The 21393-nt window shown below is 71.8% G+C and carries 19 protein-coding genes and 1 tRNA gene; 13 read left to right on the plus strand and 7 right to left on the minus strand.

The genetic code is table 11. The features are described 5' to 3' along the window. Positions 1 to 3: 3 nt before the first annotated feature. Positions 4 to 1059, minus strand: a complete 1056-nt coding sequence (locus ACWGDB_RS19955) for a LacI family DNA-binding transcriptional regulator (RefSeq protein ID WP_453823593.1) — start codon at positions 1057 to 1059, stop codon at positions 4 to 6. 338 nt (positions 1060 to 1397) lie between these two features. Between ACWGDB_RS19955 and ACWGDB_RS19960 the strand changes: the two genes are divergently transcribed. The 4 genes from ACWGDB_RS19960 to ACWGDB_RS19975 all read left to right on the plus strand — a co-directional run bounded on the left by ACWGDB_RS19960 (position 1398) and on the right by ACWGDB_RS19975 (position 6230). Then, entirely contained in the window at positions 1398 to 2723 is a 1326-nt protein-coding gene (locus ACWGDB_RS19960; protein WP_369271236.1) for an ABC transporter substrate-binding protein, read from the plus strand. After that, entirely contained in the window at positions 2720 to 3748 is a 1029-nt protein-coding gene (locus ACWGDB_RS19965) for a carbohydrate ABC transporter permease (RefSeq protein ID WP_453823594.1), read from the plus strand. The genes ACWGDB_RS19960 and ACWGDB_RS19965 overlap by 4 nt, the downstream gene beginning before the upstream one ends. Continuing rightward, on the plus strand, positions 3745 to 4647 hold the full coding sequence (locus ACWGDB_RS19970; protein ID WP_453823595.1) for a carbohydrate ABC transporter permease: 903 nt from the start codon (positions 3745 to 3747) through the stop codon (positions 4645 to 4647). Before ACWGDB_RS19965 ends, ACWGDB_RS19970 begins: the two co-directional genes overlap by 4 nt. A gap of 164 nt (positions 4648 to 4811) precedes the next feature. After that, entirely contained in the window at positions 4812 to 6230 is a 1419-nt protein-coding gene (locus ACWGDB_RS19975) for a GH1 family beta-glucosidase (protein ID WP_453823662.1), read from the plus strand. 77 nt (positions 6231 to 6307) lie between these two features. Here the strand turns inward: ACWGDB_RS19975 and ACWGDB_RS19980 are convergent, their stop codons facing one another. From ACWGDB_RS19980 to ACWGDB_RS19990, 3 genes are all read right to left on the minus strand, one after another. After that, positions 6308 to 7774 carry a cellulose binding domain-containing protein gene (locus tag ACWGDB_RS19980; RefSeq protein WP_453823596.1) on the minus strand — a complete coding sequence of 489 codons (1467 nt, stop codon included), beginning with the start codon at positions 7772 to 7774 and terminating at the stop codon, positions 6308 to 6310. A 108-nt stretch (positions 7775 to 7882) separates the two neighbouring features. Next, entirely contained in the window at positions 7883 to 9286 is a 1404-nt protein-coding gene (locus ACWGDB_RS19985; protein WP_453823597.1) for a sensor histidine kinase, read from the minus strand. Continuing rightward, positions 9283 to 9972 carry a response regulator transcription factor gene (locus ACWGDB_RS19990; RefSeq protein ID WP_453823598.1) on the minus strand — a complete coding sequence of 230 codons (690 nt, stop codon included), beginning with the start codon at positions 9970 to 9972 and terminating at the stop codon, positions 9283 to 9285. Before ACWGDB_RS19990 ends, ACWGDB_RS19985 begins: the two co-directional genes overlap by 4 nt. A 139-nt stretch (positions 9973 to 10111) precedes the next feature. Here ACWGDB_RS19990 and ACWGDB_RS19995 point away from each other — a divergent pair, with 139 nt between their 5' ends. Further along, positions 10112 to 10633, plus strand: a complete 522-nt coding sequence (locus ACWGDB_RS19995; protein WP_453823599.1) for a hypothetical protein — start codon at positions 10112 to 10114, stop codon at positions 10631 to 10633. Between the two features lie 20 nt (positions 10634 to 10653). Here the strand turns inward: ACWGDB_RS19995 and ACWGDB_RS20000 are convergent, their stop codons facing one another. Next, a complete protein-coding gene (locus ACWGDB_RS20000) occupies positions 10654 to 11523 on the minus strand; it encodes a spermidine synthase (protein ID WP_453823600.1) in 870 nt (289 codons plus the stop codon). 46 nt (positions 11524 to 11569) lie between these two features. Continuing rightward, positions 11570 to 12010 carry a hypothetical protein gene (locus tag ACWGDB_RS20005; protein ID WP_328427460.1) on the minus strand — a complete coding sequence of 147 codons (441 nt, stop codon included), beginning with the start codon at positions 12008 to 12010 and terminating at the stop codon, positions 11570 to 11572. 292 nt (positions 12011 to 12302) lie between these two features. Here ACWGDB_RS20005 and ACWGDB_RS20010 point away from each other — a divergent pair, with 292 nt between their 5' ends. Beyond that, positions 12303 to 13808 carry a hypothetical protein gene (locus ACWGDB_RS20010; protein WP_453823601.1) on the plus strand — a complete coding sequence of 502 codons (1506 nt, stop codon included), beginning with the start codon at positions 12303 to 12305 and terminating at the stop codon, positions 13806 to 13808. A gap of 28 nt (positions 13809 to 13836) precedes the next feature. Here ACWGDB_RS20010 and ACWGDB_RS20015 read toward each other — a convergent pair whose 3' ends face one another. Next, positions 13837 to 14433, minus strand: a complete 597-nt coding sequence (locus tag ACWGDB_RS20015; protein ID WP_453823602.1) for a histidine phosphatase family protein — start codon at positions 14431 to 14433, stop codon at positions 13837 to 13839. A gap of 185 nt (positions 14434 to 14618) precedes the next feature. Between ACWGDB_RS20015 and ACWGDB_RS20020 the strand changes: the two genes are divergently transcribed. From ACWGDB_RS20020 to ACWGDB_RS20050, 7 genes are all read left to right on the plus strand, one after another. Then, positions 14619 to 15668: a phosphatase PAP2 family protein gene (locus ACWGDB_RS20020; RefSeq protein ID WP_453823603.1), complete on the plus strand. Its 1050-nt coding sequence runs from the start codon at positions 14619 to 14621 to the stop codon at positions 15666 to 15668. Next, positions 15619 to 16851 carry a hypothetical protein gene (locus ACWGDB_RS20025; RefSeq protein WP_453823604.1) on the plus strand — a complete coding sequence of 411 codons (1233 nt, stop codon included), beginning with the start codon at positions 15619 to 15621 and terminating at the stop codon, positions 16849 to 16851. Before ACWGDB_RS20020 ends, ACWGDB_RS20025 begins: the two co-directional genes overlap by 50 nt. Continuing rightward, positions 16842 to 18446 carry a hypothetical protein gene (locus ACWGDB_RS20030; protein ID WP_453823605.1) on the plus strand — a complete coding sequence of 535 codons (1605 nt, stop codon included), beginning with the start codon at positions 16842 to 16844 and terminating at the stop codon, positions 18444 to 18446. The genes ACWGDB_RS20025 and ACWGDB_RS20030 overlap by 10 nt, the downstream gene beginning before the upstream one ends. Further along, positions 18443 to 19777: an AAA family ATPase gene (locus ACWGDB_RS20035; RefSeq protein ID WP_453823606.1), complete on the plus strand. Its 1335-nt coding sequence runs from the start codon at positions 18443 to 18445 to the stop codon at positions 19775 to 19777. Before ACWGDB_RS20030 ends, ACWGDB_RS20035 begins: the two co-directional genes overlap by 4 nt. Positions 19778 to 20091: 314 nt before the next feature. Beyond that, a complete protein-coding gene (locus tag ACWGDB_RS20040) occupies positions 20092 to 20457 on the plus strand; it encodes a hypothetical protein (RefSeq protein ID WP_369271252.1) in 366 nt (121 codons plus the stop codon). A 154-nt stretch (positions 20458 to 20611) separates the two neighbouring features. Then, positions 20612 to 21187, plus strand: a complete 576-nt coding sequence (locus tag ACWGDB_RS20045; protein WP_453823607.1) for a bifunctional DNA primase/polymerase — start codon at positions 20612 to 20614, stop codon at positions 21185 to 21187. Continuing rightward, positions 21178 to 21251 (plus strand) — tRNA-Lys (locus tag ACWGDB_RS20050). Before ACWGDB_RS20045 ends, ACWGDB_RS20050 begins: the two co-directional genes overlap by 10 nt. Positions 21252 to 21393 lie beyond the last annotated feature (142 nt).

The raw sequence follows: 21393 nt of genomic DNA on the forward strand, positions 1-21393 counted from the left end.
CCGCTACGACGACGCCCGCTCCACCAGTTCCGTGGCCAGCACCACCTGTCTCCTCTCCAACCCCCGTGACACCGCCGGACGGCGGTCCGCGATCTCGGTGAGGAGGAGGTCGATCATGCGGCGGCCCATCTCCTCGATGGGCTGGCGGACGCTGGTGAGGGGCGGGTCCATGTGGCGGGCGATGGCGGAGTCGTCGTAGCCGACGAGGGCGACATCGTCGGGGATGCGGCGGCCCACCTCGCGCAGGGCCTGGCGGGCGCCCGCCGCCGTCACGTCCGACCCCGCGAAGACCGCGTCCAGATCGGGGCAGCGCGCGAGGAGAGCCTCCATCGCGCGCCGGCCGCCCTCCTCCGTGAAGTCACCCGGCTCGATCAGCTGCTCGTCCACACCGACCCCCGCGTCACGCAGGGCGTCGCGGTAGCCGTCGACGCGGCGCTGGGCGCCGTAGACGTCGAGGCGGCCGGTGATGTGGGCGATTCGGCTACGGCCGTGGGCCATGAGGTGCTCGACGGCCGAGCGGGCGCCGCCGTAGTTGTCCGAGTCCACCGACGTCAGCGTCTCGGCGGCCGAGCGCGGGCCGCTGATCACGGCCGGGATCTCCAGCTGGGCCAGCAGGTCCGGCAGGGGGTCGTCCGCGTGCACCGAGACCAGCAGGACGCCGTCGACGCGGTGCGCCGCCAGGTACTGGGCCAGGCGGCGCCGCTCCTTGTCACTGCCCGCGAAGATCAGCAGCAACTGCATCTCGGTGTCGGCGAGTTCGGCGCCGACGCCCTTCAGCATGTCCGAGAAGTACGGTTCCGCGAAGAAGCGGGTCTCCGGTTCGGGCACGACCAGGGCGATCGCGTCCGTACGGTTCGCGGCCAGGGCGCGGGCCGCGGTGTTGGGGACGTAGCCGAGCTCCGCCACCGCCGCTTCCACCGCCGCGCGGGTCGCGTCGCTGACCCGGGGGGAGCCGTTGATCACGCGGGAGACGGTGCCCCGGCCCACCCCCGCGCGTGCCGCCACCTCTTCGAGGGTGGGCCGACCGCCGCTCCGGCCCCGCGCTCCGTGGGTTGCCATGGGCTCCGCCTTCCCGCCGTTGTCTTTGCGCCGGCCTGGAATTTAACAGTCCTGCCAGGGAGAGTGACCGTTGCCGGGGGCCGGCGGCCCCGGTCCCGGACGGGCTCAACTTGGTCCAGTTAACGGCCCGATAACTGAACGCAGAACTCCGCGTCCACTCCCTTGACACCCCCGCCCGGACCGACGACCCTTCAACACATCACTTGTGGGAGCGCTCCCACAGTACCTGACTCATACACATCCCGCACGTTCCCCGCCCGAGCCGCAGCGAGAACAAAGAACGGGCCCAACAGTGCAGTTGGCCGGGGGGTCGGCACGTCAGGCAACAGGAGGACGCAATGCGCACGAGTACCCGCGGGTCCCGCCGGGTGATGGCCCTCGCGGTCGCAGCCGCGCTGACGACAGGGCTGCTCGCCGGCTGCGCCGAGGACTCGGACGACGGCTCTTCGGGCGAAGGGGGAGGCAACGGCGGAGGTGGCAAGACCACGCTCACCATCGGCACCTTCGGTGTCTTCGGCTACAAGCAGGCCGGTCTCTACGACGAGTACATGAAGCTCAACCCCGACATCACGATCAAGGAGAACGTCACCACCCGTACCGACGTCTACTGGCCCAAGACCCTGACGCGCCTCCAGGCCGGTTCCGGCACCGACGACATCCAGGCGATCGAAGTCGGCAACATCACCGAGGCCGTGCAGACGCAGGCCGACAAGTTCGTCGACCTCGGCAAGGAGGCCGACAAGTCCCAGTGGCTGGACTGGAAGAACGCCCAGGCCACCACCAAGGACGGCAAGCTGATCGGGCTCGGGACGGACATCGGGCCCATGGCGATCTGCTACCGCAAGGACCTCTTCGAGAAGGCCGGTCTGGAGACCGACCGCGCCAAGCTCGCCGAGCAGTGGAAGGGCGACTGGGGCAAGTACGTCGACCTCGGCAAGGAGTACATGAAGAAGGCGCCCAGCGGCACCAAGTTCGTGGACTCCGCCTCCTCCGTGTACAACGCTGCCCTCGGCGGCGAGGTCGAGCGGTACTACGACAAGGACGGCAATGTCGTCTGGGACAAGTCCGCGGGTGTGAAGAAGGCCTGGAACGTCGCCATGGAGGTGGCGACCAGCGACATGTCGGCGAAGCTGAAGCAGTTCGACAAGCCGTGGGACCAGGGCTACGCCAACGGCACCTTCGCCACGGTGGCCTGCCCGGCCTGGATGATCGGTTACATCCAGGAGAAGTCCGGAGACTCGGGCAAGGGCAAGTGGGACGTGGCGGCGGCGCCGACCGCGGCCAACTGGGGCGGTTCGTTCGTCGGCGTGCCGACGGCGAGCAAGAACCAGAAGGAGGCCGTCAAGCTGGCGAAGTGGCTGACCGCGCCCGAGCAGCAGGCGAAGGTCTTCGCCAAGCAGGCCAGCTTCCCGTCGACCCCGTCGGCGTACTCCGGTCTGAAGCCGGCGACCGCGACGCAGGCGTACTTCTCGGACGCCCCGATCACCGAGATCTTCTCCGCCTCCGCCGAGACCATCCCGACCCAGTACCTGGGCGCCAAGGACCAGCCGATCGGCACCGCGATCACCGACATCGGCATCCTCCAGGTCGAGCAGAAGGGCAAGTCCGCCGACGAGGGCTGGGACGCCGCCACCGCGGAGATCAAGGACGTGCTCGGCCAGTGACCAGCTCCAAAGAGGCCCTCGCGCATCCCGCGTCGAGCGCCGACGCCGCGCCCGGTGACCAGCCGGGCGCGGCCGGCCGCGCGCACGGTCGCGGTACGCCGCCGCCGGGGAGCAGTTCCTGGCGGAGCCGGCTGTACCGCTGGGACATGAAGGCGTCGCCGTACGCGTTCATCGCCCCCTTCTTCATCGTCTTCGGGGCGTTCTCGCTGATCCCGCTCCTCTACACGGCCTGGTACTCGCTCCACAACGTGCAGCTGGCGAACCTGGACGGCCAGTCCTGGGCGGGCCTGGACAACTACCAGAACCTGCTGTCCTCGGACTTCTTCTGGAACGCCCTGTGGAACACCTTCACCATCGGCGTGATCTCCACGGTCCCGCAGCTGCTGATGGCGATCGGCCTGGCGCACCTGCTCAACTACAAACTGCGCGGCTCGACCGTGTGGCGGGTCGTGATGCTCACTCCGTACGCCACCTCGGTGGCGGCGGCGACGCTGGTGTTCGTGCTGCTGTACTCCTGGGACGGCGGCATGATCAACTGGCTGCTGGAGTTCGTCGGCATCGATCCGGTCAACTGGCGTGAGTCCGACTGGGGTTCGCAGTTCGCGGTCTCCTCGATCGTGATCTGGCGCTGGACCGGCTACAACGCACTGATCTATCTCGCCGCCATGCAGGCGATCCCGGCCGACCTGTACGAGTCGGCGGCCATCGACGGCGCCAACCGCTGGCAGCAGTTCATCCATGTGACGATCCCGCAGCTGCGGCCGACGATCCTGTTCACGGTCGTCGTCTCCACGATCGGCGCGACCCAGCTCTTCGGTGAGCCCCTGCTGTTCGGCGGGGTGAGCGGTTCGAAGGGCGGCTCCGAGCACCAGTACCAGACGCTCGGTCTGTACATGTACGACCAGGGCTGGATCATCGGCAATCTCGGCAAGGCGTCCGCGATCGCCTGGTCGATGTTCCTGATCCTGCTGATCGTCGCCGTGATCCAACTGCTGGTGACCCGACGGCTGAGGAAGTCCCAATGACAACAAGTGAACTGACCACTCCTCAGGTCCCGGCCCAGAAGGTACGGCCACCCCGGCGCCCCCGCGTGATGGGCGCGGGCAAGCAGCTGCACGCCGGCCCGCTCACCTACGTCGTCCTGGCCGTCTTCGCGCTCGTCTCGCTGGCCCCGCTGGTGTGGACGGCGATCGCGGCCTCGCGCACGGACCGGCGGCTCGCGGAGACGCCGCCGCCGCTGTGGTTCGGCGGGAACCTGTTCAAGAACATGGACCGGGCATGGGAGGAGGCCGGGCTCGGAAAGGCGATGTTCAACACCATGTTCGTCGCGGGCACCATCACCGTCAGCACGGTGCTGTTCGCCACGCTGGCCGGTTTCGCCTTCGCCAAGCTCCGCTTCCGGTTCTCCGGCGTCCTGCTGCTGCTGACGATCTTCACGATGATGATCCCGCCGCAGCTGGCGGTCGTACCCCTCTATCTGTGGATGGCGGACCTCGGCTGGTCGAACCAGCTCCAGACGGTCATCCTGCCGACGCTGTGCACGGCCTTCGGTACGTTCTTCATGCGGCAGTACCTGGTACAGGCGCTGCCGAGCGAGCTGATCGAGGCGGCTCGGGTGGACGGCGCGAGCAGTCTGCGGGTCGTCTGGCACGTGGTGTTCCCGGCCGCCCGGCCCGCGATGGCCGTCCTCGGCCTGCTGACCTTCGTGTTCGCCTGGAACGACTTCCTGTGGCCGATCATCGCCCTGAACCAGGAGAACCCGACGGTGCAGGTCGCCCTCAACTCCCTCGGCACCGGCTATGTCCCCGACCAAGCGGTGATCATGGCGGGCGCCCTGCTCGGCACGCTGCCGCTGCTGATCGCCTTTCTGCTGTTCGGCAAGCAGATCGTGGGCGGCATCATGCAGGGCGCGATCAAGGGCTGACGCCCGGCCATATCGCCCTTTCGGTAGGACTCTTGGGGCCGGGTCATCGGCGCCCCGGCCTCTCTCCCCTCGGCCCCTCTTCCCCCATCCCCCCTCCCCTCTTACTCCCCTTCTACCCGTCGGTCTCCACGACCCCCTATGGGAGCGCTTCCATGCCTGAGCCCATGACCTCCGTGTCGTTTCCGCCCGCCTTCCTCTGGGGCGCCGCGACGTCCGCGTACCAGATCGAGGGGGCGGTGCGGAAGGACGGCCGTACCCCGTCGATCTGGGACACCTTCAGCCATACGCCGGGGCGGACCGCCGGCGGCGAGCACGGTGACATCGCTGTCGACCACTACCACCGCTACCGCGACGACGTGGCGCTGATGGCCGAGCTCGGCCTCAGCGCGTACCGCTTCTCGATCTCCTGGTCGCGCGTGCAGCCCACGGGCCGGGGCCCGGCGGTCCAGCGGGGCCTGGACTTCTACCGCCGGCTGGTGGACGAGCTGCTCGCGCACGGCATCAAGCCGGCCGTCACCCTCTACCACTGGGACCTGCCGCAGGAGCTGGAGGACGCGGGCGGCTGGCCGGAGCGCGACACGGCGTACCGGTTCGCCGAGTACGCGCACATCGTCGGCGAGGCGCTCGGCGACCGCGTGGAGCAGTGGATCACGCTGAACGAGCCGTGGTGCAGCGCGTTCCTGGGCTACGGGTCGGGCGTGCACGCGCCGGGCCGTACGGAACCGGAGGCCTCGCTGCGGGCGGCCCACCACCTCAACCTCGCGCACGGCCTGGGCACCTCGGCCCTGCGTACGGTGATGCCGGCCCGCAACTCGGTGGCACTCAGCCTCAACTCCTCCGTGGTCCGGCCGCTGTCGCAGGACCCGGCGGACCTGGTGGCGGCCCGGAAGATCGAGAACCTGGCCAACGGGATCTTCCACGGCCCGATCCTGCACGGCGTCTACCCCGAGACGCTCTATGCGGCGACGGAGCCGGTGACGGACTGGTCGTACGTCCTGGACGGCGACCTCGCGGCGATCAACCAGCCGCTGGACGCCCTGGGCCTGAACTACTACACCCCGGCACTGGTGTCGGCGGCCGAGACGGACGTCAGCGGCCCGCGGGCGGACGGTCACGGGGCGAGCGCGCACTCGCCGTGGCCGGGGGCGGACGACGTGCTGTTCCACCAGACTCCCGGTGACCGCACGGAGATGGGCTGGACCATCGACCCGACCGGCCTGCACGAGCTGATCATGCGCTACTCCCGGGAGGCCCCGGGCCTGCCCCTCTACATCACCGAGAACGGCGCGGCCTACGACGACAAGCCCGACCCGGACGGCCGCGTCCACGACCCCGAGCGCGTCGCCTACCTCCACGGCCACCTCTCCGCGGTCCGCCGCGCGATCGCCGACGGCGCCGACGTCCGCGGCTACTACCTGTGGTCGCTGTTGGACAACTTCGAGTGGGCGTACGGGTACAGCAAGCGGTTCGGGGCGGTGTACGTCGACTACTCGACGCTCGCCCGGACGCCGAAGTCCAGTGCGTACTGGTACGGGGAGGCCGCTCGGACCGGGACGTTGCCGGCGGTGGAACCGGAGATCTAGACGGATCCGCCCCGGCCGGATGGGGGGAAGACCGGCCGGGGCGTGCCCCCGTGGGCTCAATGGACCCGAGTGGTGGGTCAGTTGTAGGCCGCGAACGCCTTCGAGAACGCGAACTTCTCCTGGAGGATCGAGCTGCACGTGGCGTCCGCCGCCGGCTTCTCGCCGCCCGCGCACTGCTTGTCGCGGGTCGCCGACCACATCGACAGCCAGCCGAGGCCCTTGGACTTGGCGAAGTTCACCAGCTGGGTGGCGTCGTCGACCTTGAAGATCTCGGTGACGACGTCGTTGACGCCGATCATCGGGGTGACGGCGACCGTCTTCCAGGCGGCGCTGTCGGAGAGGCCGAGCACACTCTTGACCTGGGCCTGGGTGGCGGTGGCCGCCTGCTCGGCGTAGGTGCCCATGTCGTCGCTGTACGCGGGGCCGTAGTCCATCGCCATGATGTTGACGGTGTCGATCTGCACGCCGTTCTTCTTGGCGTCGGCGAGGAGGTCGACGCCGGGCTGGGTCAGGCCCTCCGGCATGACGGGGAGGGTGAAGGAGACGTCCAGGCCGGGGTGGGCCTTCTGGAGCTCGGCGATCGCCTGGGCACGGCGGGTGTTGGCCGCCTTGTCCGGCAGGGCACCGCCCTCGACGTCGAAGTCGACCTTGGTCAGCTTGTACGCGCTCACGACCTTCTCGTACGCCGCCGCCAGCGCGTCCGCCGAGGAGCAGGTCGTCGCCAGCTCGCTGCCGGCCGCGCCGCCGAAGGAGACACGGACGTCGCCGCCCTTGGCACGCAGGTCACCGATCTGCGCGGCCACCGCGTCGCCGCCGAGGTCGGTGACGCCGCCCCACTTCGGGGTGCAGCCGCCACCGTCGGTGACGAAGGCGAGGTTGTAGTCCTTCACGCCGGTCGCCTCGGCGCTCGCGACCATGTCGAAGGCCGGGTGGAGCGAGGTGTCGATGTACGGGGCGAAGCCGGCGGTGGCGGCTGTTCCGGAGCCGGGGGTCTGCGAGGGCTTGGCGGTGGGGGTGGCCGACTGGGTGGGCGGCGCGCTCTGGGTGGGGGTGGCCGTCGGCTTCGCCGGGCCTGATTCGGTGGCCGTCGGACGGCCGCTCGGCTCGGGTGTCGCGCTGTCGTCCGCGGAACACTTCGCGTCGTCGATCAGACAGCCCGCCGGGGCGCCCGTGCCGTTGACGACGAAGCCGACCGTCACCGACTCACCGGCGGCCAGGCCGTCCTTGTCCCACTTCGGCGGCGTCGCGGTGACGTGCTGCCCGCTCACGCTCGACTCGGCGTTCCACAGCGAGCTCAGCTTCGAGCCCGACGGCAGGTCGAACTCCAGCTTCCAGTCCTGCTGTGCCTGACCGCTGTTGTTCGTGACGACGTACTGCGCGGTGTAACCCGTCGACCAGTCACTGGTCTTCGTGTACGCCGCACCGATCCCGGCGGCCTGCGCGGTGCCGGTGAACACGAGCGCGGCGCCGCCGACCACGGCCGCGGCGACGAGACCGCCGATCGCCTTGTTCCTGCCGCTGATCTTGCGCCGGTGGGTGCTCATCGCGTGTCTGCCTTTGCTGTTCGGGGTGGGGGGTGCGGCAGCACGCTAGCGATCTCGAATCGGGCAAAGCTCCTGATCCGGGCGGGGGTTGGGGACCTTAGGGTGCGCTTAAGGGAGGGATCGGGAGCGGTTAAAGGTCGAGACCAATCTGCCCGGCCGGCGACGGCGTACCGAACCCCGGTGGCCCCTGCGCACCGGCGCCCGCGCGTCCAGCTGGATCCAGATCCGCACCTCGGTCCCGCCGAGCACCGACGACCCGATCCGTACGTCCCCGCCCGTCGACTCCGCGAGCTGCCGCACGATGTCCAGCCCGAGCCCGGTCGACCCGGCGCTGCCCGACCCGCGTCCGCGCGCCATCGCCGCCTCGGGGTCGGATATGCCGGGCCCCGCGTCCGAGACGAGCACGATCACCGCGTCCTCGCCGTTGTGCACGTCGACCGCGAACGCCGTGCCCTCGGCGGTGTGCCGGAACACGTTGCCGAGCAGGGCGTCCAGCGCGGCCGCCAGATCCGCCCGGGCCACGGGTATCCGCACCGGCCGGTCCACGCCGGCCACCCGCACCTTGCGCCCCTCGTCCTCCGCAAGCGCCGACCAGAACTCCATGCGCTCGCGCACCACCTCGGCCGCGTCGCACCCGGCGCCCGGGCCCGCCGCCACCGTCTGCGGCTTGGCCTCCCGGGCCGTACGGATGATCGTGTCGACCTCGCGCTCCAGCTGGGCGACGGCGGCCCTGGTCTGCTCGGCGGCCGGACCGTCCCCGAGCGAGGCCGCGTTCAGCCGCAGCACCGTCAGCGGCGTCCGCAGACGATGAGACAGGTCGGCCGCCAGCTCCCGCTCGTTCGCGAGGAGTTGGACGACCTGGTCGGCCATCGAGTTGAACGCGACGGCCGCCAGCCGCAGTTCGTTCGGCCCCTCCTCGGGCACCCGGGCGCCCAGCTTCCCCTCCCCCAGCTCGTGGGCGCCCTCGACCAGGCGCTGTGCGGGCCGCACCATCCGTACGCCGAGCCGGTCGGCGACCGCGACCGACCCGACGATCAGGGCGAGGCCGACGCCGGCGAGCACCGCCCAGGCCGTGGTGAGGCCGTTGGTGACCTCCACCTCGGGGACGTACACCTCGACGACGGCGATCTCACCGGAGCTCAGCGCGACCGGCTGGAGCAGCGTGGACCCGCCCGCGACCTCGGCGGTCGAGGCGCGGCCCAGCCGTCGTACGGTCGCGATGTCCTCGGCGGCGGCGCGCTGCCGGCCGAGGTCGACGGCGGCCGCGTCACCGGAGGCCGGTATGTGCACGGCCATGCCCGCGTCCGACCCGGCCGAGGCGACGACCCGCTCCAGCTGGTCCCGGTCGGTGGTGATGGACAGGGCCGGGGCGACGGCGGCGGCCTCGCGCTCGGCGTTGGAGAAGGCGCGGTCGCGGGCCATCTCCCTGATGACCAGGCCGAGCGGGACGGCGAAGGCGACCACGACCATGGTGGTGACCGCCAGGCAGACCTTGACCAGTGCCCATCTCATCGCGGCGGCTCCAGCTTCACGCCGACGCCCCGCAGGGTGTGCAGATAGCGCGGGTTGGCGGCCGTTTCGCCCAGTTTGCGGCGCAGCCAGGACAGATGGACGTCGATGGTCTGGTCGTCGCCGTACGACTGCTGCCAGACCTCCGCGAGCAGTTCCTTGCGCGGGACGACGACCCCGGGCCGTCCGGCCAGGAAGGCGAGCAGGTCGAACTCGCGGCGGGTGAGGTCGAGGCTCGCGCCGTCCAACTCGGCCTGGCGGCGCAGCGGGTCGACGGTCAGACCGCCCACGCACAGCACGCTGGAGGGGGCCGCCTCGCCGCCGCTCGACCGGGCCCGGCGCAGCACCGCGGACATCCGGGCCGACAGGTGCTCCACCGAGAACGGTTTGGTCAGATAGTCGTCCGCGCCCGCGTTCAGCAGCCGGACGATCTCCGCCTCGTCGTCCCGGGCGGTGGCGATGATCACAGGTACGTCCGTGATGCCGCGCAGCATCTTCAGGGCCTCGGAGCCGTCCAGATCGGGCAGACCGAGGTCCAGGATGACCACGTCGAAACGGAAATGGGCGACCTCGCGCAGCGCCTCCAGTGCCGTACCGACGCTGCGCACCGTGTGGGTGGCGTCGGTCAGGTGCCGGATCAGCGCCGAGCGTACGAACTGGTCGTCCTCGACCACGAGCACACTTGCCATGCGCCGCACCGTACGCCATGCGACCGAGCCCGGTCCGGGCCTGTGGACAACTCGCCCCCTGTGGACAACTCGGCATCCAGGGGCACCCGTGCGGCAAGCGCGCGACACGTCCGGGACGCGTGAGGCAGTATGGCCCGCGATGCGCAGAGGACTCGTACACGTACTGGCTTGGTCGCTCGCCACGGGCGCGGCGGTCACGCTGTCGTGGTGGGGTGTCCACACGGTGATGGCCGGCACGGTGTACGACCGGCCGCGCGCCCTGCCCATCACGGCGGCCGAGGGGACGACCCAGGAGTCGAAGCCGCTGGCGTCGTCCACGAACCGGCCGACCCCCTCGAAGACTTCCTCCAGTCCCTCGCCGAAGCCGACCGGGACGCCTCGCACGCCGGACCCGTCGAAGACACCGCCCAAGAGCACCAGCCCCTCCCCCACCACGTCCGGCCGGGTCAAGAGCTATGACACCGACGGCGGACGCGCGGTCTTCGACATCGGCGAGACCTCCGCGACCCTCGTCTCGGCCACCCCGGGCGCGGGCTGGTCGATGCAGGTGTGGAAGACGGAGACGTGGATCCGGGTGGAGTTCGGCTCCGGCGCGGACCGGGTTTCGGTGTTCTGCACCTGGCACGACGGGCCGCCGCGGGTGGAGATCGGAACCTACTGACCCCCTGCGCGGCCGCCGGCTCACCTGAAGACGGAGGCGGGCGGCGCCGGTGAGGCGACCGCGGCCGCGTCCGTGACGGCTGCGGCGCCGCCGGTGAAGTCGGCGAGGGACCTGCCGTGTTCGACGCGGCCCGGGTGCGGGTCGGAGGCGGCGAGGCGGGTCAGTTCGGCGATCGGGAGGGGCCGGTCGGAGGCGACGAGAACCGCGTTGCCGAAGCGTTTGCCGCGCAGCACCGTCGGGTCGGCGACCAGCGCGCACTCGGCGAACCGGGCGGCCGCGGTGGCGATCTGGCCGCGCAGATGCGCGAGCGGCGGCCCGTCGGCGAGGTTGGCGGTGTAGACGCCGCCGGGTTTCAAGGCCCTGCGTACGTCGTCGAGGAACTCCGTCGACGTCAGGTGGGCGGGGGTGCGGGCCCCGCTGAACACGTCGGCGATGACGAGGTCGGCCCACCCGTCGGGCACCTTGGCGAGCCCGTCCCGGGCGTCCGCAGACCGCACCCGGATCCGGGCGTTCGGATCCAACGGCAGTTCCCGTCTGACCAGTTGGACGAGGGCTCCGTCCCGCTCGACGACCTGCTGGGTGGAGCGGGGCCGGGTGGCGGCGACGTAGCGGGCGAGCGTGAGGGCGCCGCCGCCGAGGTGCACGGCCTGCACGGGCTTGCCGGGTGCGGCCACCAGGTCGATGACGTGCCCGAAGCGGCGCTGGTATTCGAAGGAGAGGAAGGCGGGGTCGTCGAGATCGACGTGGGACTGGGGAGCGCCGTCGATGAGGAGGGTCCAGGCCCGCGCGCGGTCCGGGTCGGGTATCAGCTCGGCGAGCCCTCCGTCGACCTGTTCGACGACGGCTTCGACCGCGGCCGACCGGCGCCGGGCTTTCCTGGGCTTCCTCATTGGGCCATTGTCGCAAGTGGGAGGCGGTGCCGCCCGGGCAGCGGCGTCAGCTGCAGTTGTCGGCGGCCTCGATCAATCGCGCGGCCTCCCCGAGCGCCTTGCGCAGCACCGCGGGATCCGTCGCCAGGTCGGCGTCGCCGGGCGGCAGGAGCCAGTCCGAGCCCTCGACGGGCGGCTCGGGGTTCAGGTTCAGGCTCATCCCGCGGCCGTCGGTCTCCGTGCAGGTGCTGCCGGGGACGTCCCAGGCGGCCGCCGTGCCCGGCGGGACCACGAAGCCCAGCGTGTCGCAGTCGTCGTCGTGCAGGACGGGGCCCACCGCTTCCCCGGTCGCGCCCCGCCGCAGGATGTCGACCGCCTCCAGGCCCTGCCGCGCCGGAACCGTGACCACGTCACAACCCGCCTCCGGCGGCTCGCTGCACTGTGCGGTCGGCGCGTGCCCCACCGTCGTCGACGGCGTATGCGGAGCGATGCTCTGGCTGGTCTCCATCTCGGCCTCCACCACGGAACCCCTTTTGCAGTCCGAAGAGTTCAACGCGGCACGGCGTCAACGGCTACGGCGGAAGTCCGCCGCAAAGGATGGCAGTTCATGGCAGATCCTGCATGAGATATCCGTTTTGTAGCCAAACACTGCGTGGCGGCTCCGCTACAGCAGGTACGTTCTTGCCCGCTGGAAGCAAGGGCACCACACGGATATTCGGTACGGATACCCGGTTCGGACATTCCGTTCAACTCGCCTGGATTCCGGCATGGTTCGACGGTTCGCACGAGAGGACCCGGCCATGGCGTCGTCAGAGCTGACCTCGTCCCAGTCCCCCAGGCCGCCACGGCCGAATCTCGCGTTCCGGCAGTTGCGCGGACAGCGCTCGCCGGCCGAGTTCGCCGCGGCGGTACGACGGGCCGCGCGCGAGATCGGCGAGCGGGTCAGCTGTGACGCGCGTTACGTCGGACGGGTCGAGGCAGGCGAGATCCGCTGCCCCAACTACGCGTACGAACGGGTGTTCCTGCACATGTTCCCCGGCCGCACGCTCACCGACTTCGGCTTCGCGCCCCGCTCGTCCGTACGCGGACGCCGGGCGCACGCCGACGAGGACGCGCCCCTCGTGCACATCACAAGCCCGGTGTGCATCACGAGTGAGACGTGGGGGGCCCACGAGCCGTATGACCAGAAGGACTCGCTGAACCCGCAGAACCCGTACGACCCGTATGCCGCGTACGCCGCATACGGAGCACAGCAGAACCACGAGAACGACGAGATCCACGAGGAGAGCGACGTGCTGCGTCGCGCATTCATGACCGGCGGAGGCGCCACGATGGCCGCCGCCTCGCTGAGCCCCCTGGGGCTCACCTTCGACGCCGCGGCCGCGGAGCGTCCCGTCAGACGTGTCGGGGGCCGCGAGGCGGACGCGCTGGAGGAGGCCGTACGCCGTATCCGGCTGCTCGACGACCGGCACGGGGCCGACGGCCTCTACCGGCGCGCGGCCGCTCCGCTGCGTGCCGCGTACGAACTGCTCGACGCCGGTACGACCCGGCAGGCGACCGGCGAACGGCTTCACGCGGGCGCCGGTGAACTGGCCATCTCGGTGGGGTGGCTGGCGCACGACTCGGGGCGGTTCGACGACGCGCGCTCGCACTACGCGGAGGCGTTGGCCACGGCCCGGATGGCGGGCGACCCGGCGCTCGAGGCGCACGCCTTCTGCAACACCTCGTTCCTCGCGCGGGACGCGGGCCGGCCGCGGGAGGCCGTGCGGGCGGCCCAGGCCGCGCAACGCGTCGCGCGGCCCCTGGGCTCCTCCCGCCTGATGTCGCTGCTGGCGCTGCGCGAGGCCGGCGGCTGGGCGGGGCTCGCCGACCGCACCGGCTGCGAACAGGCCCTCGCCCGCGCGCAGGCCCTCTACGACCGGGGCAGCTCGGACGCCGACCCCGAGTGGATGAGCTTCTACGGCGAGGCCGAGCTGGAGATCCTGGAGGCGCAGTGCTGGTCGACGCTGGGCAACTGGCAGCGGGCCGCGCGGCACGCCGGGCGGGCGGCCCAGCTCCAGGACCCGCACTTCACACGCAACATCGCCCTCTACACGGCGGAACTGGCGGACGACCTGGCCCGCGGGGGCCGTCCCGATGAGGCTGCGACGGCCGGGATGCGCGTGCTGGACCTCTTGGACCAAGTGCAGTCGTCGCGGGTGCAGACGATGCTGGCGGGGACGGCGCGGGTGCTGTTGCCGCACCGCAGGGCGCGTGGGGTGTCGGCGTTTCTGGAACGCCACGCGAGCGTGCCGCGCACGGTGTGACCGCCCGCGGGCAACGCCGGCCGGCGCGCTATCCGGCCAGGTGCCCCAAGTCGTTCCAGCTCTCGATCGCCGGCTCTCCGTAAGCCCACCCGAGCACGGACAGCGACGTCGGGTTCAGCCGTATCCGTGCCGCGAAGTCGAGCGGCAGCCCCAGCCAGCGCGCGCCTATGGACCGCAGGATGTGCCCGTGCGCGAAGACCAGCACGTCACGGTCGTCCGCGCGCGCCCATGCCACCACCTCGTCGGCCCGGGCCGTCATCTCGGACAGGGTCTCGCCCTCGGGCACGCCGTCGCGCCAGATGAGCCAGCCGGGGCGGATGGCCTGGATGTCCGCCGGAGTCATGCCCTCATAGGCGCCGTAGTCCCACTCCACGAGCGTGTCCCAGGTACGCGCGCGGTCCCCGAAGCCGGCGAGTTCGCACGTCTCACGCGCGCGTGACAGCGGGCTGGTGCGGATCTCGACCCCCGCCAGCCTGTCGTACGGCGACCCGTGCAGGCGTTCGCCGAGCAGCTTCGCGCCCTGGCGACCCTCCTCCAGGAGCGGCACATCGGTCCTGCCCGTGTGCTTGCCGGACAGCGACCACGCCGTCTGTCCGTGCCGGGCGAGCAGGATGCGCGGTGCCATGAAGGAGCCTTTCCCGGGAGAAATGAGAAGCGGAACCCATCCATCATCGCGCACGCTGTGCCGGGGCAACCCGGCGGGCGATCTCTGCGTCTTGAGGGCCGGGGCGCCTGAAGGTGGCTCGCGCATACACCGTAAAGTGGTACGACCGGTCAACCGGGCGCTGACAAGAAGGGGGAGGCGATCGGATGCCACACGCCGAAATAGCTGGCGTGGAGGCGACGCCGCGGACCCGCCTGCGCTGGTGGACCGAGCTGCCGCTGATATTGCTGGTCTACGCCTGCTACTCGGCGGGCCGACTGCTCGCCCGGGGCGATGTCTCGCACGCCGTCGACCACGGCCTGGCGATCCTGGACATCGAAAAGGCCCTGTACCTGAACGCGGAGCACCCGCTCAACCGTCTCTTCACGCGCGAGCCCTGGATCGGTATCCCGGCGGACTTCTGGTACGCGTCGCTGCACTACCTGGTCACCCCCGTGCTGCTGGTCTGGATCTTCAGGTCCCGCACCGTGCGCTACCGCGCGGCCCGCACCTGGCTGATGACGTCGACCTTCATAGGCCTGATCGGCTTCACCCTGCTGCCCACCTGCCCGCCCCGGCTGCTCGCCGGGAGCTACGGCTTCGTCGACACGATGGCGCAGTACAGCTCGTACGGCTGGTGGGGCGGCGAGGCGAGTGCGCCCAAGGGCCTCGGCGGCATGACGAACCAGTACGCGGCCATGCCGAGCCTGCACGTCGGCTGGGCGCTGTGGTGCGGGGTGATGCTGTGGCGGTACGGCGGCACGCGCCTCACGAAGGTCGCGGCCGTCGCCTACCCCCTGATCACGACGATCGTGGTGATGGGCACTGCCAACCACTACTTCCTCGACGCGGTGGCGGGCGCCGCCGTGATGGGCGCCGGGCTGCTGCTGACGCCGTACGTCATGCGGACCGCGGACCGGGTCCGGGCACGCTTCGGGGCGGTGGCCGCGCCCGTCGCGACCGCCTCCGTGGGCACGGTCACGCGGGGCGCCGACGCGATGGTCGCGAGCGGTGTCGGTGCCAAGGTCGCGAGCGGCTCCGGCACCACGGTCACGAGCGGCTCCGCCGACGCTTCTTCCTCAATTGTCAGTGGCGGATGCCAGACTTCCGCGGGTGAGCGAATTCCACGGCAGCGCGAGTCCCGGTTCGGATCCGGAGCCGAGCCGAGTGCCTCTCCCCAGGACGCGGGGGACGGCGCTCCGGCACCGGCTCGCTGAGCTGCGCGGTCCCGAAGTCCCGGCCAAGGCGCTGGACGCGCGCGCCCTGGCCGCCCTCGCCGCCAACCCCGGCTGCAAGCGCAGAGCGATCCTGGACGGCGCCGGGGTGGACAAGGCCGCGCTGGCGAGCGCGCTCGGCTCGCCGGCGGTCTTCGGGCAGTCACAGTTCGCCTTCACACGCGGCAACGCCTTCGAGGCCAAGGTCAAGGCGGACGGCGGCGCGGAGCTGCTGCGCCTGGTCCACGAGAAGCTGGACCGCGCTGCCGAACCGCCCGCCCACGCGCGCGTGCCTGAGCTCGTCGCGTCCGGCCCCGAGGGCCGCACGGCCCGTACGGCACTGGCGCTGCGCGAGGCCACCGAGGCACGCGGCGAGTGGACGCTGCTCGACCACCCCATGCTCGCGCTGGACGTCGCCGGGTCGCCCGCCTTCCTGGAGCCGGACGCGGTCGTCGTGCACCCGGATGGCAGCTGGACGGTCGTCGAGATCAAGTCCTTCCCGATGCTGGACGGTTCCGCGGACGCGGCGAAGGTGGGCGCGGCCGCGCGGCAGGCGGCGGTGTACGTCATGGCGCTCGAGCAGATCGCCGGCCGGCTCGGCGCGGAGCCGGATGCCAGGGACGGGGCGCCCCCGAGGCAGAGCGCCGCGGACAGCGCTCCCGCCCCCCGCGTACGCCACCGGATCCTGCTCGTCTGCCCGAAGGACTTCTCCAACCTTCCCACCGCCTCGGCCGTCGACGTCCGCAAGCAGCGCGCGGTGACCTCCCGCCAGCTGGCCCGTCTCACCCGCATCGAGGACATCGCCGACACGCTCCCGGCCGGCACCTGTTTCTCACCCGAGCTGCCCGAGGCCGACCTGACGGCTGCCGTCGAGTCGGTCCCGGCGACCTACGCGCCCGAGTGCCTGTCCGCCTGCGAGCTGGCCTTCCACTGCCGCGCCCGCTCGCGCGCGGCCGGAGCGGTGACGTCGCTGGGCCGTTCGGTGCGGGCCGAGCTGGGCGGCCTGACGACGGTCGAGGACGTCCTGTCGGCGGCCCGCGGCGAGTCCGGCGACCCGGACGACCCGGCGGTGGCCGCCCTGCGCAGGGCCGCGCGGCTGCGCGCCGAGGCCCTCGGCCGGGACGCCCGGGACCTCGGTCAGGATGCCGGTGCCCTCGGCGCGGAGGCGGTGGCCGCGTGTCACTGATCTCCACCCTCGCCCGCCTCGAAGCCGTCAGCACGGGCCGCGCCCAGCCCGCAGCCACGGTCCGCCACCGGCGCCTGTCCGAGCGGCCCCTGGTCTTCGTGCCCCTGACCACCGCCGGTGAGGCCGGCGCCCCGCTCGGCGCGCTGGTCGGCACGGACCGGGACGCCCCGCACCTGCTGGTCGTACCGCAGCCGCGCGACCGGGACCTCAGGTTCACCTTCCTGTCCGAGCTGGCGGACGTCGTCCTGCCGTACCTCGACGCCTTCGCCGAGGACGTCGAGGCCGCCGAGCGGGGCGAGACCGATCCGGAGACCGGCAAACGGGTCAAGGTCGAGGTCGAACTGTGCGCGGACGCCCCGCAGTTGATCGTGCCGAGCCGCGCGGGCGTCGACTTCGTGCGGCTCCTCGGCCGCTCCATGCGCTTCAGGCGTACGGCGGAACAGGACCCGGAGACCCCCTACCCCGCGCCCCCGCACGTGCCGTTGCTCGGCCGCTGGCTGACCCACTTCGGCGAGCGGGCCCGCGTGCCGGGCTCCTCGCTGCTGCTGGCCATGACCGACGTACTGGCCCGGCACTGGGCGACCGGCCAGTCCACCCTGGAGGACCAGCACCTGGGCGCGCTGCTGGCGTGGATCGCCCCGCCGCAGGGTGAGACGGGCGCCGATGCGGCACTGCGCGCGGAACTCGCGCGGGACCGCGCCGGCCAACTGCTGTGCCCGCCCGCCGGTCCCGCCACCGACCCGGCCTTCGACAACAAGCTGCTCGCCCCCGCCATCGAGCGCTACGACCGCGCGCGTACGGCCCTCGCCGCCGCCGAGGACGGGCTGGAGGCCGACGACCGGCTCGGGGACCTGACCGCCGCCGAGCAAGAGGTCCGCACGCTCGTCGAGAGCCGGACCCGGCCCACCTGGGACGCGGTGTGGCGGGGCCTCGACCTGGTGCGGGAGCTGCCCGAGGCCGGGCGGGTCGAGGAGCGGTGGACCCGGGACCGCTGGTCGTTCACCGGCCACCGCGACCGCGTCGTGGCCGGCGAGCCGCCGCAGCCGCGCCGCGACGACGCGGTCACCGCCGCCAACAAGCTCGCCGCGCGCGAGCGCGAACAGGCCCGGCTGGAGGCGCAGGAGGCGCTCGACGACCCGCTGGTGATGGCGGGGCGGCGGCTGGCCGGGGAGGCGTTCGCGGGCGAGGTCACCGATGTCGTCATGGCGTACAGCGAGGGCAAGCGGCCCAGTCCGCGCCCCCTGGTCACCGTTCGCACGGATGACCGGCCGCATTTGGGCGAGCGCGCGAAGGTGTTCCGGTCGCTGGGTGGGAAGCCTCAGTCGGCGGAGTTCGTCGGCTATGAGGGGGACTTCGGGGATGACGGGGCGCTGATGGTGCTGCGGGTGCTCGACAAGATGGGCCGCGGCAAGGAGCCGGAGGAGGGGTCGGTGCCGGAGAAGGGTGACCTGGTCTGCTTCACGCTGTTCGAGCACGAGCAGCGCGGCGGCGCGAAACTGCCCGACCCGGAGGAGACGCCGTGGACGCACGGCGGGCCGCCCGGGGAGCAGGTGTCCGAGGCCGCCGATCCGCTGACCCGGGAGGACGTCCTGTGACGGCCGTGTTCGACCCCGGCGCCGCGGCGGCCGAGGCCACCGACGCGATCCTCCACGACACGCTGCACGGCACCGCGCGCGGTGTCGTCGTGGACTCCCCGCCCGGCGCCGGCAAGTCCACGCTCGTCGTCCGCGCGGCCCTCGAACTCGCCGACGCCGGGCGCCCGCTGATGGTCGTCGCGCAGACCAACGCCCAGGTCGACGACCTGGTCCTCAGGCTCGCCGAGAAGAACCCCGCGCTGCCGGTGGGGCGCCTGCACAGCAGCGACGCCGACCCGTACGACAAGGCGCTGGACGAGCTGCCGAACGTACGCAAGTCGGCGAAGGCCGGCGACCTGAGCGGCCTGTCGGTCGTCATCTCGACGGCGGCCAAGTGGGCGCACGTCAAGGTCGACGAGCCGTGGCGGCACGCGATCGTCGACGAGGCGTACCAGATGCGCTCGGACTCGCTGCTCGCGGTGGCCGGCCTCTTCGAACGGGCGCTGTTCGTCGGCGACCCGGGTCAGCTGGACCCGTTCTCCATCGTCGGCAGCGAGCAGTGGGCGGGCCTGTCGTACGACCCCTCCGGGTCCGCCGTGACGACCCTTCTGGCCCACAATCCGGAACTGCCCCAGCACCGCCTGCCGGTCTCCTGGCGCCTCCCGGCCTCGGCCGCGCCTCTGGTCTCCGACGCCTTCTACCCATACACGCCGTTCCGCAGCGGCACGGACCACGGCGACCGCAGCCTGGCCTTCGCGGTCCCGTCGGACGGCTCGGGCCCGGACCGGGTGATCGACGAGGCGGCTCAGTCGGGCTGGGGGCTGCTCGAGCTGCCCGCCCGGCACACCCCGCGCACGGACCCCGAGGCGGTACGGGCGGTCGCGACGGTCGTACGGCGCCTCCTGGACCGGGACGGCGCGGCGACGTCGGAGCGCTCGCCGGATGCCGTGCCCCTCACCGCCGACCGGATCGCGGTCGGCACGGCCCACCGGGACCAGGCGGCGGCGGTCCGGGCGGCACTGACCGAGCTGGGGGTGACGGACGTCACCGTGGACACGGCGAACCGCCTCCAGGGCCGCGAGTACGACGTGACCGTGGTCCTCCACCCGCTCTCCGGCCGCCCCGACGCCACCGCCTTCCACCTGGAAACGGGCCGCCTGTGCGTCCTCGCCTCCCGCCACCGCCACGCGTGCATCGTGGTGTGCCGGGCGGGGGTGAGCGAACTGCTGGACGACTATCCGTCGACGGAGCCGGTGCAACTGGGGACGGTGGTGAAGTTTCCGGATGGCTGGGAGGCGAACCATGCGGTGCTGGCGCGGCTGGCCGAGCACCGGGTGGGGTGGCGGCCATGACCGAACCGGCAACCAGGCCCGGACCACAACACCGCCCCTCCGCCGGACGGAATCCGGCACACCGCCGGAGGCGGCCAAATGAATACCGCCCCGATGGCTGGGAGGCGAATCATGCGGTGCCGGCGCAGCTCGCCGAGCACCGGGTGGGGTGGCGGCCGGGGTAGAACCCGGCGACCGTCCCTCTGACCTGCGCCCGGTGCCCACTTGCGTGGGCGCGGGACAATGGACGGTGGGCCGGTCCGCTGGGGATGCCCCGCTCGCGGGGGAGGGGGACGGTGACCTACGAGATCGGTGACGTACGAGGAGGACAAGACATGGCGGAGCCCACGCCGCGTCGGAACGAACCGCGGCTACGCCCCGCGCCCCTGCTCTTCGAGCCCGCGCAGGCGGCCTCCGATCCGGAGCACTTCTTCGACCTGGAGTCGATCGACGACCCGCGGGCGCTGCTGGCGCGGGCGACCGAGCTGACGCAGGCGTTCCGGGCGGCGACGGACCGTGCGATGGAGTTCCAGGCCATCGCGGCGGCCCAGCTGGCGGATCCCCGGCGCTTCGACCGGCTGACGCCCGCCGACATCGCCGCGCAGGCCGAGTGGACCGAGGACTACGCCAAGAAGATGGTGGAGTTCGGCAGGGATCTGATGCGGGGGGTCGAGGGACCGGGGCACGTCGACCCGGTGTGACCGCTGGGATCGACGGGACGGACGGGACGGGTCCGCGTGCACACCCATGGCATATGCCAGGTGGGCGGGCAAGATACGCCCTGCCACCCCACCCTGTCCCGGTTTCCGGGAACTCCACGGAACGAAGTGCTCACCGTCGGTAGATGTATCTGCCATGAGCAGCACAAGCACCGCCCCGTTCTCGCCCGCCTCCCTCACCGCGGACGGCGCCGCCTGGCTCGCTTCCGCAGAACCGTATCCGCGCAGTACCCGGGCGCTCTGGGACGAGCGGCCGGCGGCCCCCGTGGTCCTGGGCTGCGGTTCCGTCTTCGACATCGTCAGCGCACCGGCGATCTTCGGCCGACGCATGGTCGACCGGCTCTGGGAGGAAGGCCCGGGATCGGGCCCGGTGGCGATGCTCCGGGGCCGGATGCTGCTGTTCGCCGCGCCCGGCACGGCCCAGCGGCTGCCCTCGCTGCTGCGGTGGGAGGAGCTCGGCCGGGTGGGCGACGTCCCGCCGCTCCTGTGTCACGGCTCCGGAGACGCGGTGACCGTCCCGGGCGGGTCCGCCGCCGACACCCCCTCCGGCTCCCGCTGGCTGGTCGCCCCCGACACCCGTAATCCCTGGTTACCGGGCCCCGAGGTACTGCTCTGGGCAGCCGTGCGGGCGGCTCGCGCGGCCGTTCGGATATCGATTTTTCCCCACCCCGATCAGGGTGCTAAGGTCTACGACGTCAGCAGGCGCCGCTAGCTCAGTTGGTTAGAGCAGCTGACTCTTAATCAGCGGGTCCGGGGTTCGAGTCCCTGGCGGCGCACAGACAGGGAAGCCCCTCGCGGAAGCGGGGGGCCTTCGCTTTTGAAGAGGGATCTCCCGGTCCCGCAGGGGCGGCTGGGGGTCCGGGGGTCATCCCCCGAAGAATGCAGCATCAGCGGGTCCGGGGTTCGAGTCCTTGGCGG

The organism is Streptomyces sp. NPDC055013 (genome assembly GCF_053608645.1).

What these genes read in the sequence shown, in the direction of transcription:
- ACWGDB_RS19955 (WP_453823593.1), bottom strand. Translation starts at nt 1,059, where the DNA reads ATGGCAACCCACGGAGCGCGGGGCCGGAGCGGCGGTCGGCCCACCCTC.
- ACWGDB_RS19960 (WP_369271236.1), top strand. Translation starts at nt 1,398, where the DNA reads ATGCGCACGAGTACCCGCGGGTCCCGCCGGGTGATGGCCCTCGCGGTC.
- ACWGDB_RS19970 (WP_453823595.1), top strand. Translation starts at nt 3,745, where the DNA reads ATGACAACAAGTGAACTGACCACTCCTCAGGTCCCGGCCCAGAAGGTA.
- ACWGDB_RS19975 (WP_453823662.1), top strand. Translation starts at nt 4,812, where the DNA reads ATGACCTCCGTGTCGTTTCCGCCCGCCTTCCTCTGGGGCGCCGCGACG.
- ACWGDB_RS19980 (WP_453823596.1), bottom strand. Translation starts at nt 7,774, where the DNA reads ATGAGCACCCACCGGCGCAAGATCAGCGGCAGGAACAAGGCGATCGGC.
- ACWGDB_RS19985 (WP_453823597.1), bottom strand. Translation starts at nt 9,286, where the DNA reads ATGAGATGGGCACTGGTCAAGGTCTGCCTGGCGGTCACCACCATGGTC.
- ACWGDB_RS19990 (WP_453823598.1), bottom strand. Translation starts at nt 9,972, where the DNA reads ATGGCAAGTGTGCTCGTGGTCGAGGACGACCAGTTCGTACGCTCGGCG.
- ACWGDB_RS19995 (WP_453823599.1), top strand. Translation starts at nt 10,112, where the DNA reads ATGCGCAGAGGACTCGTACACGTACTGGCTTGGTCGCTCGCCACGGGC.
- ACWGDB_RS20000 (WP_453823600.1), bottom strand. Translation starts at nt 11,523, where the DNA reads ATGAGGAAGCCCAGGAAAGCCCGGCGCCGGTCGGCCGCGGTCGAAGCC.
- ACWGDB_RS20005 (WP_328427460.1), bottom strand. Translation starts at nt 12,010, where the DNA reads ATGGAGACCAGCCAGAGCATCGCTCCGCATACGCCGTCGACGACGGTG.
- ACWGDB_RS20010 (WP_453823601.1), top strand. Translation starts at nt 12,303, where the DNA reads ATGGCGTCGTCAGAGCTGACCTCGTCCCAGTCCCCCAGGCCGCCACGG.
- ACWGDB_RS20015 (WP_453823602.1), bottom strand. Translation starts at nt 14,433, where the DNA reads ATGGCACCGCGCATCCTGCTCGCCCGGCACGGACAGACGGCGTGGTCG.
- ACWGDB_RS20020 (WP_453823603.1), top strand. Translation starts at nt 14,619, where the DNA reads ATGCCACACGCCGAAATAGCTGGCGTGGAGGCGACGCCGCGGACCCGC.
- ACWGDB_RS20040 (WP_369271252.1), top strand. Translation starts at nt 20,092, where the DNA reads ATGGCGGAGCCCACGCCGCGTCGGAACGAACCGCGGCTACGCCCCGCG.
- ACWGDB_RS20045 (WP_453823607.1), top strand. Translation starts at nt 20,612, where the DNA reads ATGAGCAGCACAAGCACCGCCCCGTTCTCGCCCGCCTCCCTCACCGCG.